The organism is Streptomyces sp. WP-1, assembly GCF_030450125.1.
Taxonomy (GTDB): domain Bacteria; phylum Actinomycetota; class Actinomycetes; order Streptomycetales; family Streptomycetaceae; genus Streptomyces; species Streptomyces incarnatus.
In genome coordinates, this window is the sequence record NZ_CP123923.1 from 6112849 (window position 1) to 6136639 (window position 23791).

23 protein-coding genes are annotated in these 23791 nt (G+C 72.7%); 13 read left to right on the forward strand and 10 right to left on the reverse strand.

The genetic code is table 11. The annotated features are described in order from the left end of the window. Positions 1-163 precede the first annotated feature (163 nt). The gene (locus QHG49_RS27035) at positions 164-514 is read right to left on the reverse strand and encodes a DUF3099 domain-containing protein (RefSeq protein WP_093680568.1); all 351 of its coding nucleotides are present in this window, start codon (positions 512-514) and stop codon (positions 164-166) included. 157 nt (positions 515-671) lie between these two features. Here QHG49_RS27035 and QHG49_RS27040 point away from each other — a divergent pair, with 157 nt between their 5' ends. Beyond that, positions 672-953: a GlsB/YeaQ/YmgE family stress response membrane protein gene (locus QHG49_RS27040; protein ID WP_145489239.1), complete on the forward strand. Its 282-nt coding sequence runs from the start codon at positions 672-674 to the stop codon at positions 951-953. A gap of 43 nt (positions 954-996) precedes the next feature. Here QHG49_RS27040 and tyrS read toward each other — a convergent pair whose 3' ends face one another. Both tyrS and QHG49_RS27050 read right to left on the reverse strand, forming a co-directional pair. Beyond that, positions 997-2265, reverse strand: a complete 1269-nt coding sequence (gene tyrS / locus QHG49_RS27045; RefSeq protein WP_159700181.1) for a tyrosine--tRNA ligase — start codon at positions 2263-2265, stop codon at positions 997-999. 55 nt (positions 2266-2320) lie between these two features. Beyond that, a complete protein-coding gene (locus QHG49_RS27050; protein WP_159700178.1) occupies positions 2321-3712 on the reverse strand; it encodes a metallopeptidase TldD-related protein in 1392 nt (463 codons plus the stop codon). 252 nt (positions 3713-3964) lie between these two features. On the opposite strand from QHG49_RS27050, the gene QHG49_RS27055 reads away from it, so the two are divergent. Genes QHG49_RS27055 through QHG49_RS27065 form a run of 3 tightly spaced genes read left to right on the forward strand, consistent with a single transcriptional unit; the run spans position 3965 to position 7401 of the window. Further along, positions 3965-5398 carry an amidase gene (locus QHG49_RS27055; RefSeq protein ID WP_301491624.1) on the forward strand — a complete coding sequence of 478 codons (1434 nt, stop codon included), beginning with the start codon at positions 3965-3967 and terminating at the stop codon, positions 5396-5398. Beyond that, on the forward strand, positions 5395-6690 hold the full coding sequence (locus tag QHG49_RS27060) for an MFS transporter (protein ID WP_301491625.1): 1296 nt from the start codon (positions 5395-5397) through the stop codon (positions 6688-6690). Before QHG49_RS27055 ends, QHG49_RS27060 begins: the two co-directional genes overlap by 4 nt. Before the next feature lie 9 nt (positions 6691-6699). Next, complete coding sequence (locus tag QHG49_RS27065) at positions 6700-7401, forward strand: FadR/GntR family transcriptional regulator (RefSeq protein ID WP_159700172.1); 702 nt, start codon at positions 6700-6702, stop codon at positions 7399-7401. A gap of 36 nt (positions 7402-7437) precedes the next feature. On the opposite strand, the gene QHG49_RS27070 is transcribed toward QHG49_RS27065, so the two are convergent. Beyond that, positions 7438-8058, reverse strand: a complete 621-nt coding sequence (locus QHG49_RS27070) for a class I SAM-dependent methyltransferase (protein WP_301491626.1) — start codon at positions 8056-8058, stop codon at positions 7438-7440. A gap of 146 nt (positions 8059-8204) precedes the next feature. Between QHG49_RS27070 and QHG49_RS27075 the strand changes: the two genes are divergently transcribed. After that, positions 8205-8960, forward strand: a complete 756-nt coding sequence (locus QHG49_RS27075; protein WP_260864773.1) for a helix-turn-helix domain-containing protein — start codon at positions 8205-8207, stop codon at positions 8958-8960. A gap of 99 nt (positions 8961-9059) precedes the next feature. On the opposite strand, the gene QHG49_RS27080 is transcribed toward QHG49_RS27075, so the two are convergent. After that, the gene (locus tag QHG49_RS27080) at positions 9060-10586 is read right to left on the reverse strand and encodes a TldD/PmbA family protein (RefSeq protein WP_159700166.1); all 1527 of its coding nucleotides are present in this window, start codon (positions 10584-10586) and stop codon (positions 9060-9062) included. A gap of 251 nt (positions 10587-10837) precedes the next feature. Between QHG49_RS27080 and fabG the strand changes: the two genes are divergently transcribed. From fabG to QHG49_RS27095, 3 genes are all read left to right on the forward strand, one after another. After that, positions 10838-11542, forward strand: coding sequence for a 3-oxoacyl-[acyl-carrier-protein] reductase (gene fabG / locus QHG49_RS27085; protein ID WP_145489253.1), 705 nt, complete (start codon positions 10838-10840; stop codon positions 11540-11542). A gap of 5 nt (positions 11543-11547) precedes the next feature. Then, entirely contained in the window at positions 11548-12315 is a 768-nt protein-coding gene (gene fabI, locus QHG49_RS27090; RefSeq protein WP_111586443.1) for an enoyl-ACP reductase FabI, read from the forward strand. 322 nt (positions 12316-12637) lie between these two features. Beyond that, positions 12638-12991 carry a hypothetical protein gene (locus QHG49_RS27095; protein WP_145489255.1) on the forward strand — a complete coding sequence of 118 codons (354 nt, stop codon included), beginning with the start codon at positions 12638-12640 and terminating at the stop codon, positions 12989-12991. An 18-nt stretch (positions 12992-13009) separates the two neighbouring features. Here the strand turns inward: QHG49_RS27095 and QHG49_RS27100 are convergent, their stop codons facing one another. Further along, on the reverse strand, positions 13010-13693 hold the full coding sequence (locus QHG49_RS27100) for a FadR/GntR family transcriptional regulator (RefSeq protein ID WP_145489257.1): 684 nt from the start codon (positions 13691-13693) through the stop codon (positions 13010-13012). Positions 13694-13784: 91 nt separating this feature from the next. Here QHG49_RS27100 and QHG49_RS27105 point away from each other — a divergent pair, with 91 nt between their 5' ends. The 4 genes from QHG49_RS27105 to QHG49_RS27120 all read left to right on the forward strand — a co-directional run bounded on the left by QHG49_RS27105 (position 13785) and on the right by QHG49_RS27120 (position 16320). Continuing rightward, complete coding sequence (locus QHG49_RS27105; RefSeq protein ID WP_370530512.1) at positions 13785-15110, forward strand: CynX/NimT family MFS transporter; 1326 nt, start codon at positions 13785-13787, stop codon at positions 15108-15110. A gap of 44 nt (positions 15111-15154) precedes the next feature. Further along, a complete protein-coding gene (locus QHG49_RS27110) occupies positions 15155-15274 on the forward strand; it encodes an SGM_5486 family transporter-associated protein (protein WP_086806966.1) in 120 nt (39 codons plus the stop codon). A gap of 239 nt (positions 15275-15513) precedes the next feature. Then, positions 15514-15720, forward strand: coding sequence for a hypothetical protein (locus QHG49_RS27115; protein ID WP_301491628.1), 207 nt, complete (start codon positions 15514-15516; stop codon positions 15718-15720). A gap of 81 nt (positions 15721-15801) precedes the next feature. Beyond that, on the forward strand, positions 15802-16320 hold the full coding sequence (locus QHG49_RS27120; protein WP_159700159.1) for a histidine phosphatase family protein: 519 nt from the start codon (positions 15802-15804) through the stop codon (positions 16318-16320). Positions 16321-16351: 31 nt separating this feature from the next. Here QHG49_RS27120 and serB read toward each other — a convergent pair whose 3' ends face one another. Further along, positions 16352-17560 carry a phosphoserine phosphatase SerB gene (gene serB / locus QHG49_RS27125; protein ID WP_145489262.1) on the reverse strand — a complete coding sequence of 403 codons (1209 nt, stop codon included), beginning with the start codon at positions 17558-17560 and terminating at the stop codon, positions 16352-16354. Between the two features lie 583 nt (positions 17561-18143). On the opposite strand from serB, the gene QHG49_RS27130 reads away from it, so the two are divergent. Next, a complete protein-coding gene (locus tag QHG49_RS27130) occupies positions 18144-20723 on the forward strand; it encodes an FHA domain-containing protein (protein ID WP_301491629.1) in 2580 nt (859 codons plus the stop codon). A gap of 79 nt (positions 20724-20802) precedes the next feature. Here the strand turns inward: QHG49_RS27130 and QHG49_RS27135 are convergent, their stop codons facing one another. The 3 genes from QHG49_RS27135 to QHG49_RS27145 form a co-directional block, all read right to left on the reverse strand. Further along, the gene (locus tag QHG49_RS27135; RefSeq protein WP_301491630.1) at positions 20803-21558 is read right to left on the reverse strand and encodes a transglycosylase SLT domain-containing protein; all 756 of its coding nucleotides are present in this window, start codon (positions 21556-21558) and stop codon (positions 20803-20805) included. Positions 21559-21892: 334 nt separating this feature from the next. After that, positions 21893-23005, reverse strand: a complete 1113-nt coding sequence (locus tag QHG49_RS27140) for an S-adenosylmethionine:tRNA ribosyltransferase-isomerase (RefSeq protein ID WP_301491631.1) — start codon at positions 23003-23005, stop codon at positions 21893-21895. Further along, positions 23002-23697, reverse strand: coding sequence for an SDR family oxidoreductase (locus QHG49_RS27145; RefSeq protein WP_301491632.1), 696 nt, complete (start codon positions 23695-23697; stop codon positions 23002-23004). Before QHG49_RS27145 ends, QHG49_RS27140 begins: the two co-directional genes overlap by 4 nt. Positions 23698-23791 lie beyond the last annotated feature (94 nt).

Here is a 23791-nt window from a genome sequence, read left to right on the forward strand (position 1 = left end):
AGCCACGGGGGGAGCTGCCCGGCGTCGGTCCGTCGCTCCGACGGGGGATGCGGAGCGCTTACGCAGTATGTCACGGCCCACCCGTCGCCCGGCACCGGAACTGCGTGATTGATTCTGAGCTTTTCTTGAGCATGAAATGCGAGCGGCGTCCGCTTCCTTCGCGTCAGCCCTGATCACGCGGGGGCTGCTCGTCCTCGCCGCGCGGCGCCCCGATCACCGGACGCATCGGCGCGGTGACGAACGTCGAGGGCAGGGAGGGCGGCCGCTCACGGCCCGCGTTCGCGATCACCACGGCGATGTAGGGCAGGATCGCGCCGGCCACCAACGCCACGACGGCGAAGGGCCGTTCGACATTCCACAGGGTGGCCGCCAGGATCACCGCCACCGTACGGATCACCATCGAGATGACGTACCGCCGCTGCCGTCCGCGCACGTCCTCGGCGAGGCCGGTCCGGGCGCCGGTGATCCGGAACACCTGGCCGCCGTCGCCGTGCTGCTTCCGCGTCGCCTTCACGGGTCTTACGGTACGCCGCGCCCGTCCGGCCGACGAGACCGGGTCGCCCGCCGTCTGCGGCAACGCCTCGGCCGTACGGCGGAGCCCGACATGCGCCCCGGGGTGCCCCGGCCGACACTGACGTAAAGCTCACGTCGATCCGGACGAGGAGGCAGCCATGGGCTGGTTGTGGGCGATCATCGTGGGATTCGTGCTGGGTGTGATCGCCAAGGCGGTCATCCCGGGCAAGCAGCACAGCCCCCTCTGGCTGACCACCCTCTGCGGCATCCTGGGCGCCATCGCGGGCAACGCGATCGCCGCCGCGCTGCACGTCCGCGAGACCCGGGGCATCGACTGGAGCCGCCATATCTTCCAGCTGGTGGCCGCGATCATCATCGTCGCCGTGGTCGACTCGCTCTACATGGCGACGCTGGGCAGGCGGAAGCGCGAGAGAATCTGATCGCGTCCGTGCGGGGCGCCCCGGAGGACGCCCCGCACCGCGACTAACCGGCGACGACCTCGACGGCCGCCAGATTCCGCTTCCCGCGCCGCAGCACCAGCCACCGCCCGTCCAGCAGCTCCTCCGGCGAGGCCACCGCGTCCTCGGAGGTCACCTTGACGTTGTTCACGTAGGCGCCCCCCTCCTTCACGGTCCGGCGCGCCGCGGACTTGCTCGCGACCAGACCCACCTCGGCGAACAGGTCCACCACGGACCCCAGCTCGGCGACCTGGATGTGCGGCACCTCGGACAGCGCCGACGCCAGCGTCCTGCCGTCCAGCTCCGCCAGCTCGCCCTGCCCGAACAGCGCCTTCGACGCGGCGATCACCGCGGCCGTCTGCTCGGCCCCGTGCACCAGCGTGGTCAGCTCCTCGGCCAGCGCCCGCTGCGCCGCCCGCGCCTGCGGCCGCTCCCCGGTCAGCCGCTCCAGCTCCTCGATCTCCTCATGGGACCTGAAGCTGAAGATGCGCAGGAACTTGGCGACATCACGGTCGTCCGCGTTGATCCAGAACTGGTAGAACGCGTACGGCGTGGTCATCTCGGGGTCGAGCCAGACCGTGCCGGACTCGGTCTTGCCGAACTTCGTGCCGTCCGCCTTGGTGATCAGCGGTGTGCCCAGCGCGTGCACCACGGCGTCCGGCTCGACCCGGTGGATCAGGTCGGTGCCGGAGGTGAGGTTGCCCCACTGGTCGCTGCCACCGGTCTGCAGCGTGCAGCCGTACCGCCGGTACAGCTCCAGGAAGTCCATGCCCTGGAGGATCTGGTAGCTGAACTCGGTGTAGCTGATGCCCGCGTCGGAGTTCAGCCGCCGGGAGACGGCCTCCTTGGCGATCATCTTGTTGACCCGGAAGTGCTTGCCGATGTCCCGCAGGAACTCGATCGCCGACAGGCCCTGGGTCCAGTCCAGGTTGTTGACCATCACCGCGGCGTTCGGACCGTCGAAGTCCAGCAGCGGGGCGATCTGGCCGCGCAGCCGCTCGACCCACTCGGCGACGGTCTCCGGCGCGTTCAGCGTGCGCTCGGCGGTCGGCTTCGGGTCGCCGATCAGACCGGTCGCGCCCCCGACCAGGCCCAGCGGGCGGTGTCCCGCCTGCTGGATGCGGCGCATCGTCAGGATCTGCACGAGGTTGCCGAGGTGCAGACTGGGCGCGGTCGGGTCGAAGCCGCAATAGAACGTGACGGGACCGTCCGCGAACGCCTTGCGCAATGCGTCCTCGTCCGTGGAGAGGGCGATGAGCCCGCGCCACTTCAGTTCGTCGACGATGTCCGTCACGGTTCTCGTGTCTCCTCGATGATCCTCGGCGGTCGGGTGACAGCCGAGTACGAGGTTATACGCCCTGGCTGACAGAACTCATGTTGAAATCGGGGACCCGCAGCGGCGGCATCGCGGCCCTGGTGAACCAGTCGCCCCATTCGCGCGGCAGCGTCTTCTCCGTGCGGCCCGCCTCGATCGCGCGCCGCAGCAGGTCCACCGGCGACTCGTTGAACCGGAAGTTGTTCACCTGCCCGGTCACCTCGCCGCCCTCCACCAGGTAGACGCCGTCCCGGGTCAGGCCGGTGAGCAGCAGCGTCGCCGGGTCGACCTCGCGGATGTACCACAGGCAGGTCAGCAGCAGCCCGTGCCCGGTGTCCGCGACCATCTCGTCCAGGGAGCGGTTGCCGCCGTCCAGGATCAGATTGTCCGCCGCCGGGGTGACCGGCAGCCCGGTCAGGGCCGCGCTGTGCCGGGTCGTCGTCAGGTTCTTCAGGGTGCCGCGCTCGATCCAGTCGGTGGCCGGCGCCGCGAGGCCGTTGTCGAACACCGACCGGTCGCCGTTCGAGGAGTGGGCGATCACGAAGGGCGCGCACTCCAGACCGGGCTCGTCCGGGTCGCTGCGCAGGGTCAGGGGCAGTTCGGAGAGCCGCTCGCCGATCCGGGTGCCGCCGCCGGGCCGGGAGAAGACCGTACGGCCCTCCGCCGCGTCCCGGCCCGAGGCCGACCACAGCTGGTAGATGAGCAGGTCCGCCACCGCGGTCGGCGGCAGCAGCGTCTCGTAGCGGCCCGCGGGCAGCTCCACGCGCCGCTTCGCCCAGCCCAGCCGCGTCGCCAGCTCGGCGTCCAGGGCGGCCGGGTCGACGTCCTTGAAGTCCCGGGTGGAGCGCCCGGCCCACGCGGAGCGGGTGCGGTCCGGCGACTTGGCGTTCAGCTCCAGCGTGCCGGTCGGCTGGTCGTGCCGCAGCCGCAGCCCGGTGGAGCTGCCGAGGTAGGTCGAGACCATCTCGTGGTTGGCGAAGCCGTACAGCTCCCGGCCGCCGGCCCGGGCGCGGGCGAACGCCTCGCCGAGCGCCGGGGCGAAGTCGGCGAACACCGCGGAGGAGGTCTCGGCGGGCGCGTCCGTGAAGTCGGGGGCCGCGGCCGCGCCCGTGACCAGCGGCTGAGCGTCCTCGGCGGGGCCCGCGCCGCGCGCGGCGGCCTCGGCGGCCCGCACCAGCGGCTCCAGTTCGTCGGCCGTCACCGCCGACCGGGAGACGACCCCGGAGGCCGTGCCCTGCCGGCCGTCCACGGTCGCGATCACCGTGAGGCTGCGGCCCCGGGTCACACCGTTCGTGGTGAGCGCGTTGCCCGCCCAGCGCAGGTTGGCGGTGGACGTCTCGTCGGCGATGACGAGGCAGCCGTCCGCCCGGGACAGCGCGAGCGCCTGTTCGACGATCTCGTGCGGCTTGTTGCTACGGGCGCTCATCGACCGGCCTCCTGCGTGGTGTTCGAGACGGCGACGCCCCGGAACAGGGCGAAGGGCAACCATGGGGCGGTGGATCCGTGCTGAGCGTACCCACCGACCGTGGGGGCGAGGGCCGTTATGCGTGCCGAGCCCGGCGCTCCCGCCACCGCCGGGGCCCGGTAAGGCTTGCCTTGCTTTCTGATCGGTCCGGCCTTTACGGTGAAGACCATGAAGTCCTCAGAGGACCTGAGGACCTGAGGATTCGGGGTGGCCATGACAGACCTCCATGACCTGACGCTCACCGAACAGGCCGCAGCGATCCGCGGCCGTACCGTGTCGCCGACCGAGCTGATCGACCACCACCTGCGCCGCATCGAGGAGTCGAACAGCGCGCTGGGCGCCTACCGCACCGTCGACGCGCCCGGCGCCCGGCGGGCCGCCGCCGCCGTCGAGGCCCGGCTGGCCGCCGCGCCCGACGACGAGGGACTGCCGCCGCTGCTCGGGGTGCCGCTGTCGGTGAAGGACACCTGGCCGGTCGAGGGACTGCCGTTCACGGCGGGCTCGGCGGCCTTCGACGACCGGACGGCCCCGGCGGACGCGGCCGTCGTGGGCACCCTGCGGGCGGCCGGCGCCGTGCTGCTGGGGACCACCACCGCCGCCGAGTTCGGCTGTTCCTCCTACACCGAGACGGTGTTCGCCACCGCCCGCAACCCGTACGACCTCACCCGCGGGGCCGGTGGCTCCAGCGGCGGAGCGGCCGCCTCGGTGGCCGCGGGACTGGCCGCCGGCGCCCTCGGCAGCGACGGCGGCGGCTCGGTCCGCATCCCGGCCGCGGCCTGCGGAGTGGTCGGTCTCAAGCCGAGCCGGGGACGGGTCTCGCCCGCCCCCGCGACGGACGCGCTGGGGCTCGCCACCGCCGGGCCACTGGCCAGGACGGTGGCGGACGCCGCCCTGCTGCTGGACGTGATGACCGGCAGCATCCCGGGCGACGCCGCCGCCCTGCCCGCCCCGCCCGCCGGGTACTTCCGGGCCCGCGCCGGACAGGAGCCCGGTCCCCTGCGGATCGGGGTGCTGCCGCGGACCGAGAGCCAGCACCCCGAGGCGGCACTGGCCTGCCGCCGTACCGCCGACCTGCTCGCCGGACTCGGCCACCACGTGACGGACGCCCCGCCGTACGACCCCGCCGAGTACCTGGCGGACTTCACCGTGCTGTGGAGCGTGCTGGCGGCCGCGGTGCCGGTGCCTCCCGCGAGGGAGACACGTCTGCTGCCCCTCACCCGCTGGCTGCGCGACCGGGGCCGCGAGCACGGCGCGGTACGGCTGTACGCGGCGATGGCCTCGCTGTCGGCCACCGCCCGCGCCCTGTGCCACCGCTACGCCGACTTCGACGCCGTACTGAGCCCGACCACGGACCGACCGCCGCTGCCGGTCGGCTCGTCGGCCGACCCCGACGACCCCGAGCGCACCTTCCGGCGGATGCTCGCCCACACCCCGCGCACCCCACTGGCGAACCTCACCGGACAGCCGTCGATCAGCCTGCCGCTGCACCGGACGCCGGACGGTCTGCCGGTCGGCGTGATGCTGACCGGCCGGCTCCACGAGGAGGGCGTCCTGCTCTCCCTCGGCGCCCAGCTGGAACGGGCCCGGCCCTGGCCCCGCCACGCCGCCCGGCCGGTGGCGGCGCTGCCCGAGCGGACGGCGCGATGAAGCGCGGCCGGCTGGCCTTCCTGACCGGCACCCATGTCGTCAACGACCTGTACCAGGGCGCGGTCCCGGCGCTGCTGCCCTTCCTGACGGCCGAACGGCACTACAGCTACACCGCCGTCTCGGGCATCGCGCTCGCGGCCGGCGGCCTGTCCAGCCTCGCCCAGCCGCTCTTCGGCCTGCTGGTGGACCGCCGCCACCGCGGCTGGCTCATCCCGGGCGGCTTCCTCACCGCCGCGGGCGGGCTCGCCTGCGCGGGGCTGGCCGGCAGCTACCCGCTCACCTGGCTCTGCGTCGCCCTGGCCGGGATCGGCATCGCCGCCTACCACCCGCCCGCCACCAATGAGGCCCGGGCCGCGGGCGGGCAGTCCCAGCGGGCGATGAGCCTGTTCTCGGTCGGCGGCACGCTGGGCGCCTCGCTGGCACCGGCGCTGGTCACCCTCGTGGTCGGCTCGTTCGGCCTGGCGGGCAGCTGGCTGCTGGCCGTGCCCGCCCTGGTCACCGCCGCGCTCTGGGCCGCGCAAGGGCCCTGGCTGCGGCACCGCGGACACACACCGGCGGCCCCGGCGACCGCGCGGGGCACGGTGGCGGGCGGGCACCGGGACGACTGGCGGGCGTTCCGGCGCCTGGCCGCGGCCACCGTCGCCTGGTCGGTGCCGTATGTGACGGTCACCTCCATGCTCGCCCTGCACATCCACCGCGACCTGAACGCCTCGACGGCCGTCGGCGCCACGGCGCTCACCCTGCTCACCCTGGCCGGGGCGGCGGGCACCCTGCTCGGCGGCTGGCTGGGCGACCGGTACGGACGGACGGTGCCGATCCGCGCCGGCTATCTGCTGGCCGTACCCGCCCTGGCCGCGCTGGCGTTCGCCCCGTCCGCGGGCGTGGCCGTGGTGGCCGCGGCGCTCTTCGGGTTGACCATGTTCCTGCCGTTCGCCTCCCAGGTGACGCTGGCCCAGGACTATCTGCCCACCCGGCCCGGCACCGCCGGCGGGCTGACCCTCGGGCTCGCCATGTCCGTGGGCGCGCTGGCCGCACCGGCGCTCGGTCGGCTGGCCGACGCCCAGGGGCTGCGCACGGTTCTCGCGCTGGTGCTCGGCGTGCTGCTGGTCGCACTCGGCTGCGCCCTCCGGCTGCGCGACCGCGTGCTGCCGACTCCGGCTCCGGCTCCGGCAGCGGCGACGGCGGCCGAGCCGGTGTCCGAGCCGGTGTCCGAGCCGGCCGCGGGCCCGGCGGGTCGAGGGGGCCGGACCTCGGCCGCACACGGTGCCGGTGGCCCCATGGGCCCGCTGTAGGGTCGTCCCATGACTGTCCGACCGGTACGCCACAGCTCGTTGGTCGAGGAGGCCGTCGCCGAGCTCCGCCGACTGATCGGTACGGGCGAGTGGCCGGTCGGGGCCAAGCTCCCGGGCGAGGTGGAGCTGAGCCGGCTGCTCGGCGTCGGCCGGACCACCTCGCGCGAGGCGGTCCGGGTGCTGATCGCCGACGGCCAGCTGTCCGCCCGGCACGGCTCGGGCACCTACGTCGTCGCCGCCGCCCCGGTCTCGCAGTTCGACCGGGAGCTGCGCCGCGCGGAGGTCTTCGACGTGTACGAGGTCCGCGCCGCGCTGGAGGTGGAGGCGGGCCGGCTGGCCGCGCGGCGGCGCACCCAGGAGGACGTGGCCGCGTTGCGGGCCGCACTGGCAGCCCGCGACGCGGCGGCCGACCCGGCCGCGCTCATCGAGGCGGACCTGGACCTGCATCGCCGGGTGGTGCTGGCCGCGCGCAATCCGGTGCTCGTCCGGCTCTTCGACTCCTTCGTCGGCGCCCTGCGCGAGGCGGCCGGGCAGCTGCTGGCCGACACCGACCTGCACGGCGCCGAGGAACGGCACGCGATCAACCGCGCGCACCACGCGCTGGTCGAGGCGATCGCGGCCGGGGACCCGGACGCCGCCGTCGAGGCGACCCGCGGCAATCTGGACCGCACCCTGGACGAGCTGCGCGCCGAGGGCGTCGGGCCGCGCTGAGCGCGGCCCGACGGCGGGCGGGCCCCGGCCGGAGGATCATCCCTTACGGGCCAGGAAGCGGATCTGCCGGTCGCCCGGCTGCCGGGACTCGACGTCCTCGAAGCCGCTGCGGTACAGGCGCCCTGGCAGGGTCCCGGGGTCGAGCACCAGCATGGTGTCGCCGATGTGCAGCAGCCGGAAACGCAGGCTGGGCAGGCTGTCCACGCCCCGGAACACCCCGCCCGGCCGCAGCACACGGCACGCCTCGGCGAACAAGGCGTCCTGGAGTTCGGCGGAAGGCACATGGTGCAGCATGGTGAAGCAGACGACGGCGGAGAACCGTCCGTCCGGAAAGGGCAGCCGGGTGCCGTCGCCGTGCACGATCTCGGCCCGGCCGGCGAACTCGGCACGCAGCAGGGCCGCGGAGGCCCGGTCGATCTCGACGGCGGTCAGCCTCGCCGCGGCGGACGACCCCGTGGCGGGTGCCGCCCTTGTGGCGGGGGCCGCCTTCGCCAGGTGCGACAACAGCGCGCGGGTGGTGGCTCCGAAGCCGGGACCGATCTCCAGGACGTCGTCCCCGAGGTCGACGCCGGCCAGCAGCTCGGGCATGCGTTCGGCCACGCCGGCGGCCCAGCGCGCGGAGCTGCATATCTTGCGATGCGGGTAATTCATCGGCATGGTGCGACTCTAGGAAGGCCGCTCGACGGCCGCGAGATCCGCCGGGGCCGGACGATGTCGTACAGAGGCCGGGGCCCGGACGACGAACGCTCTGGAGTGACCGGGTGACCTCTTCGGGTTCTGGCGGCTTACCGGCCCCTCACATGATGTCCGCGGCGGAGATCGAGCTGGGGGAGGGCGCCACTTCGGTGGGGCCCCTGCCGCTCCCGGCCGGCCGGTGGTTCCGGGCGCACGACCATCCGCGGCACCAACTCGCCTGGGCCGTCAGGGGGGTTCTGGGAGTGACGGTCGGCGACGAGACCTGGGTGCTGCCGACCACCCGGGCCCTGTGGATCCCCGCCGGAACCGTGCACCGCACCGGCGCCCCACGCGACACGGTCCTGCACAGCCTGTACGTGGATCCGACCCGCTGTCCGCTGGACTGGCCGGCGCCGGTCGCGGTCGGTGTCGGCGCCCTCCTGGCCCAACTGCTGGCCCACCTCGGCCGCTTCGACCTCGCGCCGGACGCGCGGCACCGCGCGGAGGGTGTGGTCTTCGACCTGCTCCGCCCGCTGGCGAGCGCGCCGATCACCGTGCCCGAACCCGTCGACGACCGCGCCCGGGCGGTGGCCGCCCTGCTGCTGGACGACCCCGCCGACACGCGCACGCTGGAGGCGCTCGCCCGCGCGGTCGGCAGCAGCCGCCGGACCCTGAGCCGGCTCTTCGTGCGGGACACCGGGATGAGCTTCGACCGCTGGCGCACCCGGCTGAGACTGCGTGCGGCCCTGCCGCTGCTCGCCGAGGGCCGATCGGTCGCCCACGCGGCCCGGGCCGTCGGCTACGCCACGCCCAGCGCCTTCCTCGCGGCCTTCCGCCGGGCCGTCGGCACCACCCCCCGGCGCTATCTGCACCACGCGGACTGAAACCGCCCCCGCGGGTGAAACAGCCCCGGCGGGTGAAAGGCCCTCCCGGAGAAGGGCCTCGCCTCCCGCGCCCCGGCGGCCGGGTGTGCCGCGACCACGTCAGGAACGGCCGGACTCGCTCGCGGTGTTCAGGATGTTCACACCGCGGAACAGTGCGGACGGGCACCCGTGCGACACGGAGGCGACCTGCCCCGGCTGGGCCTTGCCGCAGTTGAAGGCGCCGCCCAGGACGTACGTCCCGGGGCCGCCGACCGCCGCCATCGAACCCCAGAAGTCGGTCGTGGTGGCCTGGTAGGCGACGTCCTTGAGCTGCCCGGCGAGCCGCCCGTTCTCGATCCGGAAGAAGCGCTGCCCGGTGAACTGGAAGTTGTAGCGCTGCATGTCGATCGACCAGGAGCGGTCCCCGACCACGTAGATGCCCCGCTCCACGCCCCCGATCAGATCCTCGGTGGACAGCCCCGCCGGGTCCGGCCGCAGCGACACGTTGGCCATCCGCTGCACCGGCACATGGGCGGGGGAGTCGGCGTACGCGCACCCGTTGGACCGCTCGAACCCGGTCAGCCGGGCGATCCTGCGGTCCAGCTGGTAGCCGACCAGCGTGCCGTCCTTCACCAAATCCCAGGACTGCGCCTCGACGCCCTCGTCGTCGTACCCGATGGTGGCCAGGCCGTGCTCGGCGGTGCGGTCGCCGGTGACGTTCATCAGCTCGGAGCCGTACCTGAGCTTGCCCAGCTGGTCGAAGGTGGCGAAGGAGGTGCCGGCGTACGCCGCCTCGTAGCCGAGCGCGCGGTCCAGCTCGGTGGCGTGCCCGATGGACTCGTGGATGGTCAGCCACAGGTTGGACGGATCGACCACCAGGTCGTACAGGCCCGGCTCCACGCTCGGCGCCCGCATCTTCTCGGCCAGCAGCTCCGGGATCCGCGCCAGCTCGTCGTCCCAGTCCCAGCCGGTCCCGGTCAGGTACTCCCAGCCGCGCCCGGCCGGCGGCGCCAGTGTCCGCATGGAGTCGAACTCCCCGCTGGACCCGTCCACCGACACCGCGGTCAGCTCGGGGTGCAGCCGCACCCGCTGCTGGGTCGTGACGGTCCCGGCTGTATCCGCGTAGAACTTGTTCTCGTGCACGGCGAGCAGCGAGGCGTCCACATGGCTCACCCCGTCCGTCGCCAGCAGCCGCGCGCTCCACTCCGCGAGCAGCGCCGCCTTCTCCTCGGCCGGCACGGCGAACGGATCGATCTCGTACGACGAGACCCACGTCCGGTCGGCGTGCACCGGCTCGTCGGCGAGTTCCACCCGCTCGTCCGACCCCGCGGCCTTGATCACCTGCGCGGACAGCTTGGCCATGGCGACCGCCTGCGAGGCGACCCGGGCCGCCGCGTCCAGGGTCAGATCGACCCCGGAGGCGAAGCCCCACGTACCGCCGTGCACGACCCGGACCGCGTACCCGAGGTCGGTGGTGTCCGAGGACCCCGAGGGCCGGGCGTCGCGCAGCCGCAGCGCCGCGCTGCGCACCCGCTCGAAGCGGAAGTCCGCGTGCTCGGCCCCGAGCGAACGCGCGCGGGCGAGCGCGGCGTCGGCGAGGGACCTGAGCGGAAGCGCGGTGAAGGCTTCGTCGATGGAATGGGGCACGGAGGTCTCCCTGCTGTCGTGGCCTGTGGGCTCCGATCATGGCGCGCGGGCGGCCCCACCGACCACACCCCTTTCGGACCCGGACCCCGCGATTATGTAGGGACCCGACAGTGACGGTCCCGCGCCACTGTCGGTGCCCGAATGCCCACGGACGCGGCCGTACCGATAGGTTTTCGATGAAGCCGCCTGTCATCCAGGTGTTCGGGCGGGTTGTCGGACCTCTAGCAGACCGCTATCGAAAGGGTGATCCGTTGAGCCGCTCGGTTCTCGTCACCGGAGGCAACCGGGGCATCGGCCTCGCCATCGCCCGCGTTTTCGCCGACGCCGGCGACAAGGTCGCGATCACGTACCGCTCGGGTGAGCCGCCGGCGGGCTTCCTGGCCGTCAAGTGCGACATCACCGATCCCGAGCAGGTGGAGCAGGCCTACAAGGAGATCGAGGACCAGCACGGTCCCGTCGAGGTGCTGGTCGCCAACGCCGGCATCACCAAGGACCAGCTCCTGATGCGCATGTCCGAGGAGGACTTCACCTCGGTCATCGACACCAACCTCACCGGCACCTTCCGCGTCGTCAAGCGTGCCAACCGCGGCATGCTGCGCGCCAAGAAGGGCCGTGTCGTCCTGATCTCCTCCGTCGTCGGCCTGCTCGGCTCGGCGGGGCAGGCGAACTACGCCGCCTCCAAGGCCGCCCTGGTCGGCTTCGCGCGCTCGCTCGCCCGTGAGCTGGGCTCGCGCAACATCACCTTCAATGTCGTCGCGCCCGGTTTCGTCGACACCGACATGACCAAGGTGCTCAGCGACGAGCAGCGCCAGGGCATCATGTCGCAGGTGCCGCTCGGCCGGTACGCGCAGCCGGAGGAGATCGCCGCGGCGGTCCGGTTCGTCGCGTCGGACGACGCCTCGTACATCACTGGAGCCGTCATCCCCGTTGACGGCGGACTGGGAATGGGTCACTGATCACCATGAGTGGAATTCTCGAGGGCAAGCGCATCCTGATCACCGGGGTGCTGATGGAGTCCTCCATCGCCTTCCACGCCGCGAAGCAGGCCCAGGAGCAGGGCGCCGAGATCATCCTGACCGCGTTCCCGCGGCCCACGCTGACCGAGCGCATCGCCAAGAAGCTGCCGAAGCCGGCCAAGGTCATCGAGCTGGACGTGACCAACGAGGAGCACCTCGCGCGCCTGGCCGACCTCGTCGGCGAGGAGCTGGGCGGCCTGGACGGCGTCGTGCACTCCATCGGCTTCGCCCCGCAGGACGCGCTCGGCGGCAACTTCCTGAACACGCCGTTCGAGTCCGTGGCCACCGCCATGCACGTCTCCGCGTTCTCCCTGAAGTCGCTCACCATGGCCTGCCTGCCGCTGATGCAGAACGGCGGCTCGGTCGTCGGCCTCACCTTCGACGCGCAGTTCGCCTGGCCGCAGTACGACTGGATGGGCCCGGCCAAGGCCGCCCTGGAGGCGACCAGCCGCTACATGGCGCGCGACCTGGGCAAGCAGAACATCCGCTGCAACCTCATCTCCGCGGGCCCGATCGGCTCCATGGCCGCCAAGTCCATCCCGGGCTTCGGCGACCTGGCCGCCGTGTGGGACAGCCGCTCCCCGCTGGAGTGGGACCTGAAGGACCCGGAGCCGGCCGGCAAGGGCGTCGTCGCCCTGCTCAGCGACTGGTTCCCGAAGACCACCGGCGAGATCATCCACGTGGACGGCGGCCTGCACGCCATCGGCGCCTGAGCGCTCACGCCCGGCTGAAACCCGCCGCACGGCAGCACGGCGAAGGCCCGCACCCCGCAACGGGGGCGCGGGCCTTCGCCGTACCCGCGCCGTCGGCCTTCGCCGTACCCGCGCCGTCGGCCGTCCCGTATCCACGCCCTCGGCCGTCCCGTCCGGTGTCGGCCGGTATCGCCCGGCGTTCTCCGACGCCATCCCGTGCCGCCCGGCGTCGTCACCCGTTCGGCTCACCGGCCGGGCGGCCCGACCCGCGCGCGGCGCACCCTGAAGAGGCGCGCGTTCGTCCGGCTCATCCCTCCGCAGCCCGGCCGAGGAGGTCCCCCTTGTGCGCCTGTCCCGCTGCCTGGCCCCGCTGACCCTGGCCGCCGCCCTCGCACTCGCCCTGCCGTACGACGCGACGCCCCACGCGCACGCCCACGCGAGCACGGGCCCGCCCGCGCCGAGCCTGTTCGGGGCCGCCTGCCGGACCGCGGTGAGCGGCTCCCATGTGGTGGCCTACTGCCACAACCCCTATGTCGACACCGACCGGGTACGCCTGCACATCGAGTGCGCCCGCTGGTGGGACCTCGACACCGACAGCGCGCCGGTGGACGCCGGGGCCGCCCTGACGGTACGGCTCACCGGGCGCTGCTGGAAGGAGGTCGGCTCGGCGTGGATCAGCCACCAGAAGGTGCGCTGATTCGCCGGGACCGGGCCGTCAGCCGATGCCGGGCCCTCCCGGACGGCACTGGAAGGGGTAGCTCGCCGCCTCCCGGGCCGCCGCCTCGGTGTCACCGGTGCGGATCGCGTCCACCAGGCGCGTGTGGTCCATGTGCGCCCCCGGCGTCAGCTCCGCGCCGACGTCCGCGCGCAGCGCGTCCCGCAGCAGCTCGCCCAGGTCGGCGTACATCGCCGTCATGACCTCGTTGTGGGAGGCGCCCACCACGGCCAGGTGGAAGGTGGCGTCCGCGGCCACGAAGGACTCCGCCTCGCCGCTCTCCCATGCCTCCTCGCGCCGCAGCAGCAGCGCGTCCAGCTGCTTGAGGTCCTTCTCGGTGCGCCGTTCGGCGGCGAGCTCGGCCGCGGCCGACTCCAGGGTGGCGCGCACCTCGGCGATGTGCCGGGGGTCCGCGCCGGCGAACCGGCGGTGCATCACCCCGGCCAGCTCGCTGGTCGCCACCACATAGGTGCCCGAGCCCTGCCGGATGTCCAGCAGTCCGTTGTGGGCGAGCGCGCGCACGGCCTCGCGGACCGTGTTGCGGGCGACGCCCAGCTGCTCGACCAGCTCGGGCTCGGTCGGGATACGGGAGCCGACCGGCCACTCACCGGTGGCGATCTGGTTGCGCAGTTCGGCGATCACCTGCTCGGAGAGGGCCGAACGGCGCGGGTGGCTCAGAGGCATGGCACACCTTCGCACGACAGACCGGGGCACGCACGCTCCGGTGGTTCCAGGAATGGACAACCAATCATCCTATGATTCTATGATGGGTCTCATGGCTAGTGAGGAAACCCGGGCAGTGGACACCCGTACGGCGATGTCACCGACCGAACGCGACACGCCCCCCGCGATGGACGCGACCGAGACGACCCTGGAGAAGGGCACCCCGCGCACGTGGGCGACCCGGCTGGTGGTCGCCGGCATCGTGCTGTCCGCCGTCAACCTCCGCCCGGCCATCACCAGCCTCGGCGCCCTCCTGGAGGAGGTCCGCGACGGGCTCGGCATGAGCGGCAGCGTGGCCGGACTGCTCACCTCCGTGCCCCCGCTGTGCTTCGCCGTCTTCGGCGTGATGGCGCCCCGCCTGGCGCGCCGCTTCGGACCGGCCGCCGTGGTGTGCGCCGGCATGGCCGCGATCTTCACGGGCCTGCTGATACGGCCGTACGCCGGCGGCACCGCCGGATTCCTGGCCGCCAGCGCGCTCGCCCTGATGGGCATCGCCGTCAGCAACGTGCTGATGCCGGTCATCGTCAAGCGCTGGTTCCCCGACCGGGTCGGCTCCATGACCGGCCTCTACTCGATGGTCCTCGCGCTCGGCACCGCCCTGCCGGCCGCGGTGACGGTCCCGCTGACCCACGCCATGGGCGGGAACTGGAAGCCGGGCCTCGCGGTGTGGGCCGTGCTCGCGGCGGCGGCGGTGGTGCCGTGGATACCGTTGGTGCGCAAGGACCGGAGGGAGTCGGCGTCCGCCGCGCGGTCGGCGTCGGCACCGGCGGCCGCGGGGGAGCAGCCGCCGCTGCGGATCGCGCGCAGCCGTACCGCCTGGGCGCTCGCCGTCTTCTTCGGCCTCCAGGCCACCGCCGCCTACATCACCATGGGCTGGATGCCGCAGATCTTCCGGGACGCGGGCGTCTCCGCCGGCACCGCGGGTCTGCTGCTCGCCGTCACGATGGTGATGGGCGTGCCGCTGGCCTTCGTCATCCCGCGGATCGCCGCCCGGCTGCCCCACCAGGGCCCGATCGTGCTGGTCCTGGGCGGCTGCGGGCTCGCCGGATACGCCGGTCTGTACCTCGCCCCGGCCGCCGGTGCCTGGGCCTGGGCGCTGCTGCTGGGCGTCGCCAACTGCGCCTTCCCGCTCGCGCTGACCATGGTCGGCATGCGCGCCCGCAGCGGTCCCGGTGTGGCCCAGCTGTCCGCGTTCGCGCAGAGCACCGGCTATCTGATCTCCATCCCCGGCCCGCTGCTGGTCGGCGTGCTCTACCAGCACAGCGGCGGCTGGGGACTGCCGATCGCCCTGATGGCGGCCCTGATGCTGCCCCAGATGGTGGTGGGCTTCCTGGCCGGCCGCAACCGCACGGTCGAGGAAGAGGCCGCGGCGCGCTGACCCCCCGCGCACGGCCACCGGGGCGGGGGTGCGAGACTGGGCGCATGCAGCCTGTGCTCGACCCGAATCCGCGAAACGGTCAGAAGAAGATGCTGCTCGTCTTCGGCTCCTTCTTCGCGATCTTCGTCATCATCGCCATCGTCGCGACCATCGCGTCCCCGTGACGCCTTCCGCCGCGTCCTCGTGACGACCCCCGCCGCGCGGCCGTGACGCCGCCCGGCCCGGCCCCGTCCACCAGGGGTTTTTGGTGGACGGTGGTGCTGGCCCCCCTATCCCCTAGGGGGTAAGGGTCAGGGGTAACTGGGTGGAAAACCTGATGGGTTGGCGGCCCGGGATTCCGTACCTTCGAGTGGTGACCGCAGGGGGCGGTCGCACGAACCGCTCAAGGCCCACGGAGGCGACCATGCCCGCCCGCACCCACTTCCGGACCCACCCGGCGACCACGGGCGGCGTCGACATGCGGCTGCCCTGGTGGGCCCTCGCGCTGCCCGTGCTCGCCTTCGCCGTCCTGTTCCTGCTGATCCTGAACCCCTCGGACGCGCACGCGGCGAACGCGGACCCGGCGATAGCCCACCTCGTCGAGCGCGCGCGGCTGCTGTTCACGCGCTGACCGGGAGCCGCCGTCCCGCATGGTGAATCCGCATGTCAACTCCCTGCGCCCCATGGCCTGTTTCATGCGAAGCTGGGACGCATGAGCGTCGCAGAACCCCGCAGGATCGCCCTTTTCCGGCATGCGAAAGCCGACTGGCCCCAGGTGTCCGATCATGAGCGCCCGCTCGCCGAGCGGGGCCGGATGGACGCGGCCGTCGCCGGGCGCAGGCTGACCGACTCCGGCCTCGCCTTCGACCTGGCCCTGTGTTCCACCGCGACCCGGACCCGCGAGACCTGGAAGCTCGCCGTGCACGAACTGGACCACCGGCCGAGGACCGTCTACGAGGAGCGGGTGTACGAGGCCTCCCCGGGCCAGCTGATCGCCCTGCTGAACGAGGTCCCGGACGAAGTCCGCACCCTGATCCTCATCGGCCACAACCCCGGCGTCCACGGCCTCGCCGAGATCCTGGCCGGCTCGGCCGAGGGGGACGCCCGCGACCGGATGAACCGCCGCGGCTTCCCGGCCGCCGCCTTCGCCGTGCTCTCCTTCGAGGGCCCGTGGAAGGGCCTGGAGCCGGGTGTGGCCACGCTGACGGACTACTGGGCACCGTCGGAGTGAGCTGACCCCCGGCACTCCCGCCAGGGCCGTCTCAGCTCTCGTCGTGGGTATCGGCCGCCTCGACCTCTTCGCGGGTGACGCCGAGGAGGTAGAGGACCGTGTCGAGGAAGGGGAAGTTCACGGCCGTGTGCGCGGCCTCGCGCACCACGGGCTTGGCGTTGAAGGCGACGCCGAGACCGGCCGCGTTCAGCATGTCGAGGTCGTTGGCGCCGTCACCGATCGCCACCGTCTGCACCAGCGGCACCCCGGCCTCGGCGGCGAACCGGCGCAGCAGCCGCGCCTTGCCCGCGCGGTCCACGATCTCGCCGGTGACCCGGCCGGTCAGCTTGCCGTCGACGATCTCCAGCGTGTTGGCCTGGGCGAAGTCGAGACCGAGGCGTTCCTTGAGATCGTCGGTGACCTGGGTGAAGCCGCCGGAGACCACGCCCACCTGGTAGCCGAGCCGCTTCAGGGTGCGGATCAGGGTGCGGGCGCCGGGGGTCAGCCGGATCTCGTCGCGCACCTTGTCGACCACGGAGGCGTCGAGGCCGGCCAGCAGGGCGACGCGGGCGTGCAGCGACTGCTCGAAGTCCAGCTCGCCGCGCATCGCCGCGGCGGTCACCTCGGCGACCTTGTCCTCGCAGCCGGCGTGGGCGGCGAAGAGTTCGATGACCTCGTCCTGGATGAGGGTGGAGTCCACGTCCATGACCACGAGACGCTGCGCCCGCCGGTGCAGACCCGCGGAGACGACCGCGATGTCCACGCCGAGCGCCCCGGCGTCCGAGGCGAGCGCGGTGCGCAGGGGCTCGGTCTCCACACCGGAGACCGCGAACTCCACCGCGGTCACGGGGTACTTGGCGAGCCGGAAGATGCGGTCGATGTTGCCGCCGGCCTTCGCGATACGGGCGGCGATGGCGGCCGTCGACTCGGCGGTCAGCGGATGGCCGAGGACGGTCACCAGGGAGCGTCCGAGGCCGCGCGGACGGTTGTCGCCGTGGCCCGAGATGATCTCCGCCTGCATCTTCATCGACTCGGCCCAGCTGTGCACGGTGGCCCGCAGATCACCCTCGATGCCGGCCGGCGGCTGGCTCACCAGCGCGCACAGGACCAGGCGCCCCCGGGTGACGACCTGCTCGATGTCGACCACGTCGACGGAGTACGCGGCGAGGGTGTCGAAGAGTCCGGCCGTGATGCCCGGCCGGTCCTTGCCGAAGATCTTGACGAGGAGAGTGGGGACCTCGGGGGTCTGCGCAGCAGTCATGGTCTTCCCACCGTATCCGGCACCCGGTGCCGTCCGCCGCCGAGGTCCGCCTGACGGACACGGAACAATGGATGGCGTCCCGGCATCAAGGATCTTGCCGACAGCTTCCCACCGGGTCGCCCCGACCGCGGCCGAAGGAGCCGGGGTGGCCTGATCCACCCGGTACCGGGCGCGCGCCCGGGGACCCGGCGGCAGGCGCGGTCCGCTCCTGTTCCGCACCGCACCCGGAAGCCGACCCCCCGGCTCGGGAGCCCTGCCCCGCCCTCCTCGCCCTCACCGCTCTCCCGCGCGCGGATCGCCGTATCGCGCGGCCTCGCCCCGCGGACCTGCGCCGTCCCCGCCCGCGCCCCGCACCGCCAACTCCCGCGCCCCGCCGCCGTACCGCCCCCGGCTCGCACGCGGCACCCCCACTTATCCCCCCTCGCCTGAATTGCCGTTCTCCCGCCGGAGCGCCGGGCGTCGATGCGCGCAAGGCCCGGGTTTTGGTCAGGGGGGTGGGCCTGAAATAGTTCCCCACGATGTTCGACATCCCTAGACTCCCTGCGATGGGGGTAATTCGGGGGACAACTCAGTGGGGCATGGAGTGCCGGAACTCGTACTGGAAACAAACGGACGTACCTGGACGCTCGACCCGTCCAGGCCTTACACCCTCGGCAGAGATCCGCAGGGTGACATCGTGTTCGACGACGCCAGGGTCTCCTGGCGACACGCCACCGTCAGCTTCGACGGCCGCAGTTGGGTCATCGAGGACCACGGCAGCACCAACGGCACCTATCTCCAGGGTCAGCGGATCCAGCGCACGGAGATAGGCCCGGGGACGGCGCTGCACCTCGGCAACGCGACGGACGGACCGCGGCTGGATCTCGCCGGTGCCGCCGTCGCCCAGGCGCAGCAGGCGCCGTACGCCGCGGCTCCCGCGGGATGGGCCCAGCAGGCGGCCCCCCAGCAGGCACCCGCCCAGCAACCCGGCTGGCAGCAGCCGCAGCAAGCGCCGCAGCCGCAGCCGAAGTCGCAGCAAGCGCCGCAGCCGCAGCCGGCCCAGCCCGCCCCGCAGGCCGGCTTCCCGCAGCAGCGGGACGCGGGAGCCGCCGCCTTCCCGCAGCAGGCCGGGTCGGGGGCGCCCGCGCACGGGGACCGCAGCCCGACCACGTTCCACCAGTTCTCCCTCGGCCGCGTCATGCGCATCGGCCGTGCCCTGGAGAACGAGCTGGTCGTCTCCGACCTCCAGGTCTCGCGGCACCACGCCGAGTTCCACTCGACGCCCGACGGCCGCTTCGAGATCCGCGACCTCGGCTCGCACAACGGCACGTACGTCAACGGCCACCCGGTGCCCAAGGGCGGCTCGGTGCAGCTCGGCCCGGCCGACATCGTCGGCGTCGGCCACTCCACCTTCCGTATCGTCGGCGACCGGCTCGAAGAGTTCGTCGACACCGGTGAGGTCTCCTTCTCCGCGCGCCATCTGACCGTCACGGTCGACGGCGGCAAGCAGATCCTCAAGGACGTCTCCTTCGGCGTCCCGGAGAAGTCCCTGATCGCGGTCATCGGCCCGTCCGGCTCCGGCAAGTCCACGCTGCTGAAGGCGCTCACCGGCTACCGGCCCGCCAACCAGGGCGAGGTGCTGTACGACAACCGCAACCTGTACAAGCAGTTCGCGGAGCTGCGCCAGCGCATCGGTCTGGTCCCGCAGGACGACATCCTGCACAAGGAACTCACCGTCAAGAAGGCCCTGAAGTACGCGGCCAAGCTGCGCTTCCCCGCCGACACCACCGCCCAGGAGCGCGACGCCCGCATCGAGGAGGTGCTGCGCGAGCTGAAGCTGGACATCCACAAGGACAAGAAGGTCACGTCCCTGTCCGGCGGTCAGCGCAAGCGCGTCTCGGTGGCCCTGGAGCTGCTGACCAAGCCGTCGCTGATCTTCCTGGACGAGCCGACCTCCGGCCTCGACCCGGGCATGGACCGCGATGTCATGCAGCTGCTGCGCGGTCTCGCCGACGACGGCCGCACCGTGCTCGTCGTCACCCACTCGGTGGCCGAGCTGGCGCTGTGCGACAAGCTGCTGGTGATGGCGCCGGGCGGCGCCGTGGCCTACTTCGGTCCGCCGGAGGAGGCGCTGAACTTCTTCGGCTACGACAGCTGGGCCGATGTCTTCTCCGCCTTCGAGAACTACCGCGACTACGACTGGGCGGGCCGCTGGAAGGGCTCGCAGCACTACCAGATGTACGCCGCGGACTTCGACGCCGTCGCCCCGCAGCAGGCGGCGTACCTGCCCCCGCCCGTGGCGATCAAGCCGCCCAAGCCCCAGGCGTGGGGCTCCCAGCTGCTGACCCTGATCCGGCGCTATGTGTCGGTCATCGTCTCCGACAAGGGCTTCCTCGCGCTGACGGTGATCCTGCCCGCGGTCCTCGGCTCGGTCAGCCTGCTGATGAACCACGACCGGGGCCTGCTGGTGAACCCGGCGGTCGACCCGCGCACCGGCCTGCACGTCCCCAACGGCACCGCCACCACCGTGCTGCTGATCCTCTCGGTGGGCGCGTGCTTCGCGGGCGCCGCGAACTCCGTGCGTGAGCTGATCAAGGAACGGGTGATCTACGAGCGGGAGCGGGCGACCGGCCTGTCCCGGTCGGCCTACCTGATGTCCAAGGTGGTCGTGCTCGGCGCCGTCACCGTGCTCCAGGGCCTGATGGTCGGCCTGATCGGCTTCTCGCCCCGCAAGATCCCGGACCAGGGCGTGATCCTCGGCGGTTCGACCCTGTTCGAGCTGTGCCTGCCGATCATGGCGCTCGGCTTCACGTCCATGATGGTCGGCCTGGTGATCTCCTCGCTGGTGAAGACCGCCGAGAAGACCATGCCGCTGCTGGTGATGTTCGCGATCGTCCAGGTCGTCTTCACCGGCTGCCTGTTCACCCTGCACGGCACGCTCGGCGTCAACGAGTTCTCGTACCTGATGCCCTCGCGCTGGGCGGTGGCCGCGGCCGGCACCACGCTGGACCTGAACAACATCGCCCCCAACGGCGACGACCCGGGCAGCACCGACCCGCTGTGGAACCACACGGCCGGGGCCTGGACCCTGGACATGATCGCGCTGCTCGCGCTCGGCGCGGTCTGCGGCTTCTTCGTGGCCCGCTTCCTGCGCCGCCACGAGCCCGAGGTCATGCGCAAGTAGCGTCCCCGGTACGTCACAAAGGGCGGCACCCCCTTACGGGGTGCCGCCCTTCGGCGTTCGTCAGAGGTCCGCGCCGACCTCAGTACGCGCTGTTGACGTTGTCCATCGAGCCGTAGCGGTGGGCAGCGTAGTTGCAGGCCGCGGTGATGTTGGCGACCGGGTCGTAGATGTTCCACGAGGTGCCGGGCACGTGGTACGTGTTGAAGGTGGGCTGGATCACCTGGAGCAGGCCCTTGGACGGGATGCCGTTGATCGCGTTGATGTCCCAGTTGTTGATGGCCATCGGGTTGCCCGAGGACTCACGCATGATGTTGCGGTACAGACCGTTGTAGCTGCCCGGGATGCCCTTGGAGTGCATGATGTCCAGGGACTGGCGGATCCAGCCGTCGAGGTTGTTCGCGTAGGTCTTCGCGGCGACGTCCTGCATCTGCGGGCGCTGCGCGGAACGGTTGGCGCTCTGCTTGGCGGCCCGCTCCTGCGCGGCCTTCTTGGCGGCGGCGTCGGCGGCCTTCTTCGCGGCGGCGTCGCTGCGCTGCTTGGCGGCGGCCTGGTCGGCGGCCTTCTGCTGCGCGGCGATGGCGTCGAGCTTGACGCTCTGCGCGGCGGCGCGGTCGGTGACCGAGCCCTTGACGTTCACCGGCGTGGCGTCCTGGGTGGCGACCTTCGCGACCTGCGCGGCGGTGGCCGGGGAGCCGGTGGTGACGGTGTCCGCGTTACCGGGGACGGCCGACAGGGCGATGGCGGCGGTGCCGAGAGCGGCGACACCGGCGACGGCGAACTTGTGCTGCTTGGTCAGGGACCGATTTCGAGCACGACTGAGCATGTTCTTGGGCATGGCGTTGGACCTCTTCGTTGGCGCGGAGGTCGCTCCTGCGTCCGCCGGGGGAATCGGTTCCTCCCGCACAGAAGCCGCGGGGAGAAACCCACGGCGCTGAGCGACGAGAGCAATTCTTAGCGGCCGCAAAATGCCCTGGCAAAGGTGTGACGTACGAAGCTCGATAGTGGATCAGGGAAGGCCAAAACGGGACAGATTGGACCATCTGTCCCGTTCGCAGCGGCGGGTATATCTCCTATGTCCGTTCGTACGTGATGCAGGCCCTATGTGAGGGCTCACAGGGAACACAGATCAACCTCACGGCGAGTTGCCATCGCAACGCACTCTGTGAGGCTCAGCGCCGGGTCTCGTCCCGTAGGAGGAGATGGACGTCCCCGAACTCGTGCCACAGGTAGAGCCCCCGCAGCGCCTCCTCATACGCGCGGTCGACCGCGGCCCGCCCGGCGACGGCCCGCAGCATCAGCAGATGCGAGGCCTCCGGCTCGTGCAGCCCGGTCAGCAGCCCGCCCACCACCCGCACCCCGCGCTCGGGCGTGACCACCAGGTCCGTCCACCCCTCGCGCGCCCGCACCGAGCCGTCCGCCCCCGCGGCCGACTCCACCGCCCGTACGGCCGTCGTGCCGACCGCGATCACCCGGCCCTCCCCGGCCGCCGCCGCGCCGATCGCCCGCGCGGACGCCTCCGGCACCGAGAACCACTCCGGGTACGGCGGCTCGTGTGCCTCCGCCGACGCCACCCCCGTATGCAGGGTGACCCGTGCGAAACCCACGCCCCGGCGGATCAGCTCGGCCACCACCCGCTCGGTGAAGGGCCGCCCCGCGCTCGGCATCTCCGCGCTGCCCGCGCCGTCGGGGGAGGGGAGGCAGAACAGGGTCTGGTACGCCGACAGCGGCTGGTCACGTGTCGTATAGGAGTACCGGATCGGCCGCCCGTGCCCGCGCAGCAACCCCAGCACCGCCCCGCCTTCGACCCGCCCCCACCACAGCCTCTCCCCATGTCCCCCTACGGGCCCCCGCCCGCTCACGGACTCCGGCCCACCGGTGAGCACCCGCCCGCCCACCGGCTCCTCCACCACCAGCCGGACCCCGTCCGGCAGCCGCACCTCTGTATCCGCGCGTGTGCCCGCCCGCGCGCGGGTGGTGCCCCGGCCGTCCGGCTCCCGGAGTTCCACCGCCCAGCGGCCGTCGTCGCCGCGGGTCGAGAAGTGCACCACCACGGGCGCGTCCCCGATCCGGCCGTCCACCGCCGCGGCCAGCGTCGGGGAGGTGTTCACCACCAGCAGGTCCCCGGCCCGCAGCAGCCCCGGCAGCTCGCGGAACGCGTGGTGCGTCACCCGGGTGCCGTGGGAGACGAGGAGCCGTACGTCGTCCCGGGCCCGCCCCGGACCCCGCTGCTCGGCCGGCACCCGCGCGGACCGTTCCCCCGGTACCCGCACGGTCGTGCTCATCGGCCCGCCCCCAGGGCCGCCGCCGCGTACCGCCCGCTCGCCGGTCGCTCGTCCAGCAGCCGCAGGAACGCCGGTACGACGGTGCCCGGCGCCGGCCGCTCGTCCGCGTCGCCGGGTACGGCCGCCGCGTACAGGTCGGTCGCCATGTCCCCGGGGTCCACCGCCCACACCCGCAGGCCCGGCTCCTCCATCGCGAGCACCGCCGCCAGCTGGTCCAGGGCCGCCTTCGAGGCGCCGTAACCGCCCCAGGTCGCGTACGCCTGCGCCGCCGCGTCCGAGCTGACCGCGATCACCGTGCCCGCGGCCGCCGCCCGCAGCAGCGGCAGCGCCTCCTGGACGAGGCCCAGCGCGGCCGTGACGTTCACCTCCAGCGCCCGCCGCAGCCCGTCCAGCGGCAGCCGGTCCAGCCGTACCAGCGGCTCGGCGCCGAGCGCGCTCGCGTTGCCCACCAGCAGTTCGAGACCGCCCAGCGCGCGGGCGGCGGCCACCAGCGCGGCCCGGTGTCCGGCGTCCGTGACGTCCCCGGGCAGCGCCGACACCCGGGTGCCGTACCGGCCGACCGCCGCCGCTGCCTCCGCCAGCGCCGCCTCGCCCCGCGCGTCCAGCACCAGGTCCCAGCCGCGCCCGGCCAGCGCCTCGGCGAGCGCCCGCCCCAGCCCCTTCGAGGCACCCGTGATGATCCCTACCGGCATGACTACCGTCCCCTCGTCGCTCCCCGCCCGTTCCGGCGGATGCCGCTCACCGTAGGAACGCCCCCTCCCTCCCCGCCTCGGCCGCGGGTCCCGT

Bases quoted from the DNA above. Each gene is read 5' to 3' on its own strand.
- QHG49_RS27070 (WP_301491626.1), bottom strand. From the start codon at position 8,058: ATGCCGATGAATTACCCGCATCGCAAGATATGCAGCTCCGCGCGCTGG.
- QHG49_RS27050 (WP_159700178.1), bottom strand. From the start codon at position 3,712: ATGAGCGCCCGTAGCAACAAGCCGCACGAGATCGTCGAACAGGCGCTC.
- QHG49_RS27140 (WP_301491631.1), bottom strand. From the start codon at position 23,005: ATGAGCACGACCGTGCGGGTACCGGGGGAACGGTCCGCGCGGGTGCCG.
- QHG49_RS27065 (WP_159700172.1), top strand. From the start codon at position 6,700: ATGACTGTCCGACCGGTACGCCACAGCTCGTTGGTCGAGGAGGCCGTC.
- QHG49_RS27075 (WP_260864773.1), top strand. From the start codon at position 8,205: ATGTCCGCGGCGGAGATCGAGCTGGGGGAGGGCGCCACTTCGGTGGGG.
- fabI (WP_111586443.1), top strand. From the start codon at position 11,548: ATGAGTGGAATTCTCGAGGGCAAGCGCATCCTGATCACCGGGGTGCTG.
- QHG49_RS27110 (WP_086806966.1), top strand. From the start codon at position 15,155: ATGCAGCCTGTGCTCGACCCGAATCCGCGAAACGGTCAGAAGAAGATG.
- QHG49_RS27135 (WP_301491630.1), bottom strand. From the start codon at position 21,558: ATGCCCAAGAACATGCTCAGTCGTGCTCGAAATCGGTCCCTGACCAAG.
- serB (WP_145489262.1), bottom strand. From the start codon at position 17,560: ATGACTGCTGCGCAGACCCCCGAGGTCCCCACTCTCCTCGTCAAGATC.
- QHG49_RS27060 (WP_301491625.1), top strand. From the start codon at position 5,395: ATGAAGCGCGGCCGGCTGGCCTTCCTGACCGGCACCCATGTCGTCAAC.
- QHG49_RS27100 (WP_145489257.1), bottom strand. From the start codon at position 13,693: ATGCCTCTGAGCCACCCGCGCCGTTCGGCCCTCTCCGAGCAGGTGATC.
- QHG49_RS27145 (WP_301491632.1), bottom strand. From the start codon at position 23,697: ATGCCGGTAGGGATCATCACGGGTGCCTCGAAGGGGCTGGGGCGGGCG.
- QHG49_RS27115 (WP_301491628.1), top strand. From the start codon at position 15,514: ATGCCCGCCCGCACCCACTTCCGGACCCACCCGGCGACCACGGGCGGC.
- QHG49_RS27055 (WP_301491624.1), top strand. From the start codon at position 3,965: ATGACAGACCTCCATGACCTGACGCTCACCGAACAGGCCGCAGCGATC.
- QHG49_RS27120 (WP_159700159.1), top strand. From the start codon at position 15,802: ATGAGCGTCGCAGAACCCCGCAGGATCGCCCTTTTCCGGCATGCGAAA.
- QHG49_RS27040 (WP_145489239.1), top strand. From the start codon at position 672: ATGGGCTGGTTGTGGGCGATCATCGTGGGATTCGTGCTGGGTGTGATC.
- QHG49_RS27105 (WP_370530512.1), top strand. From the start codon at position 13,785: ATGGCTAGTGAGGAAACCCGGGCAGTGGACACCCGTACGGCGATGTCA.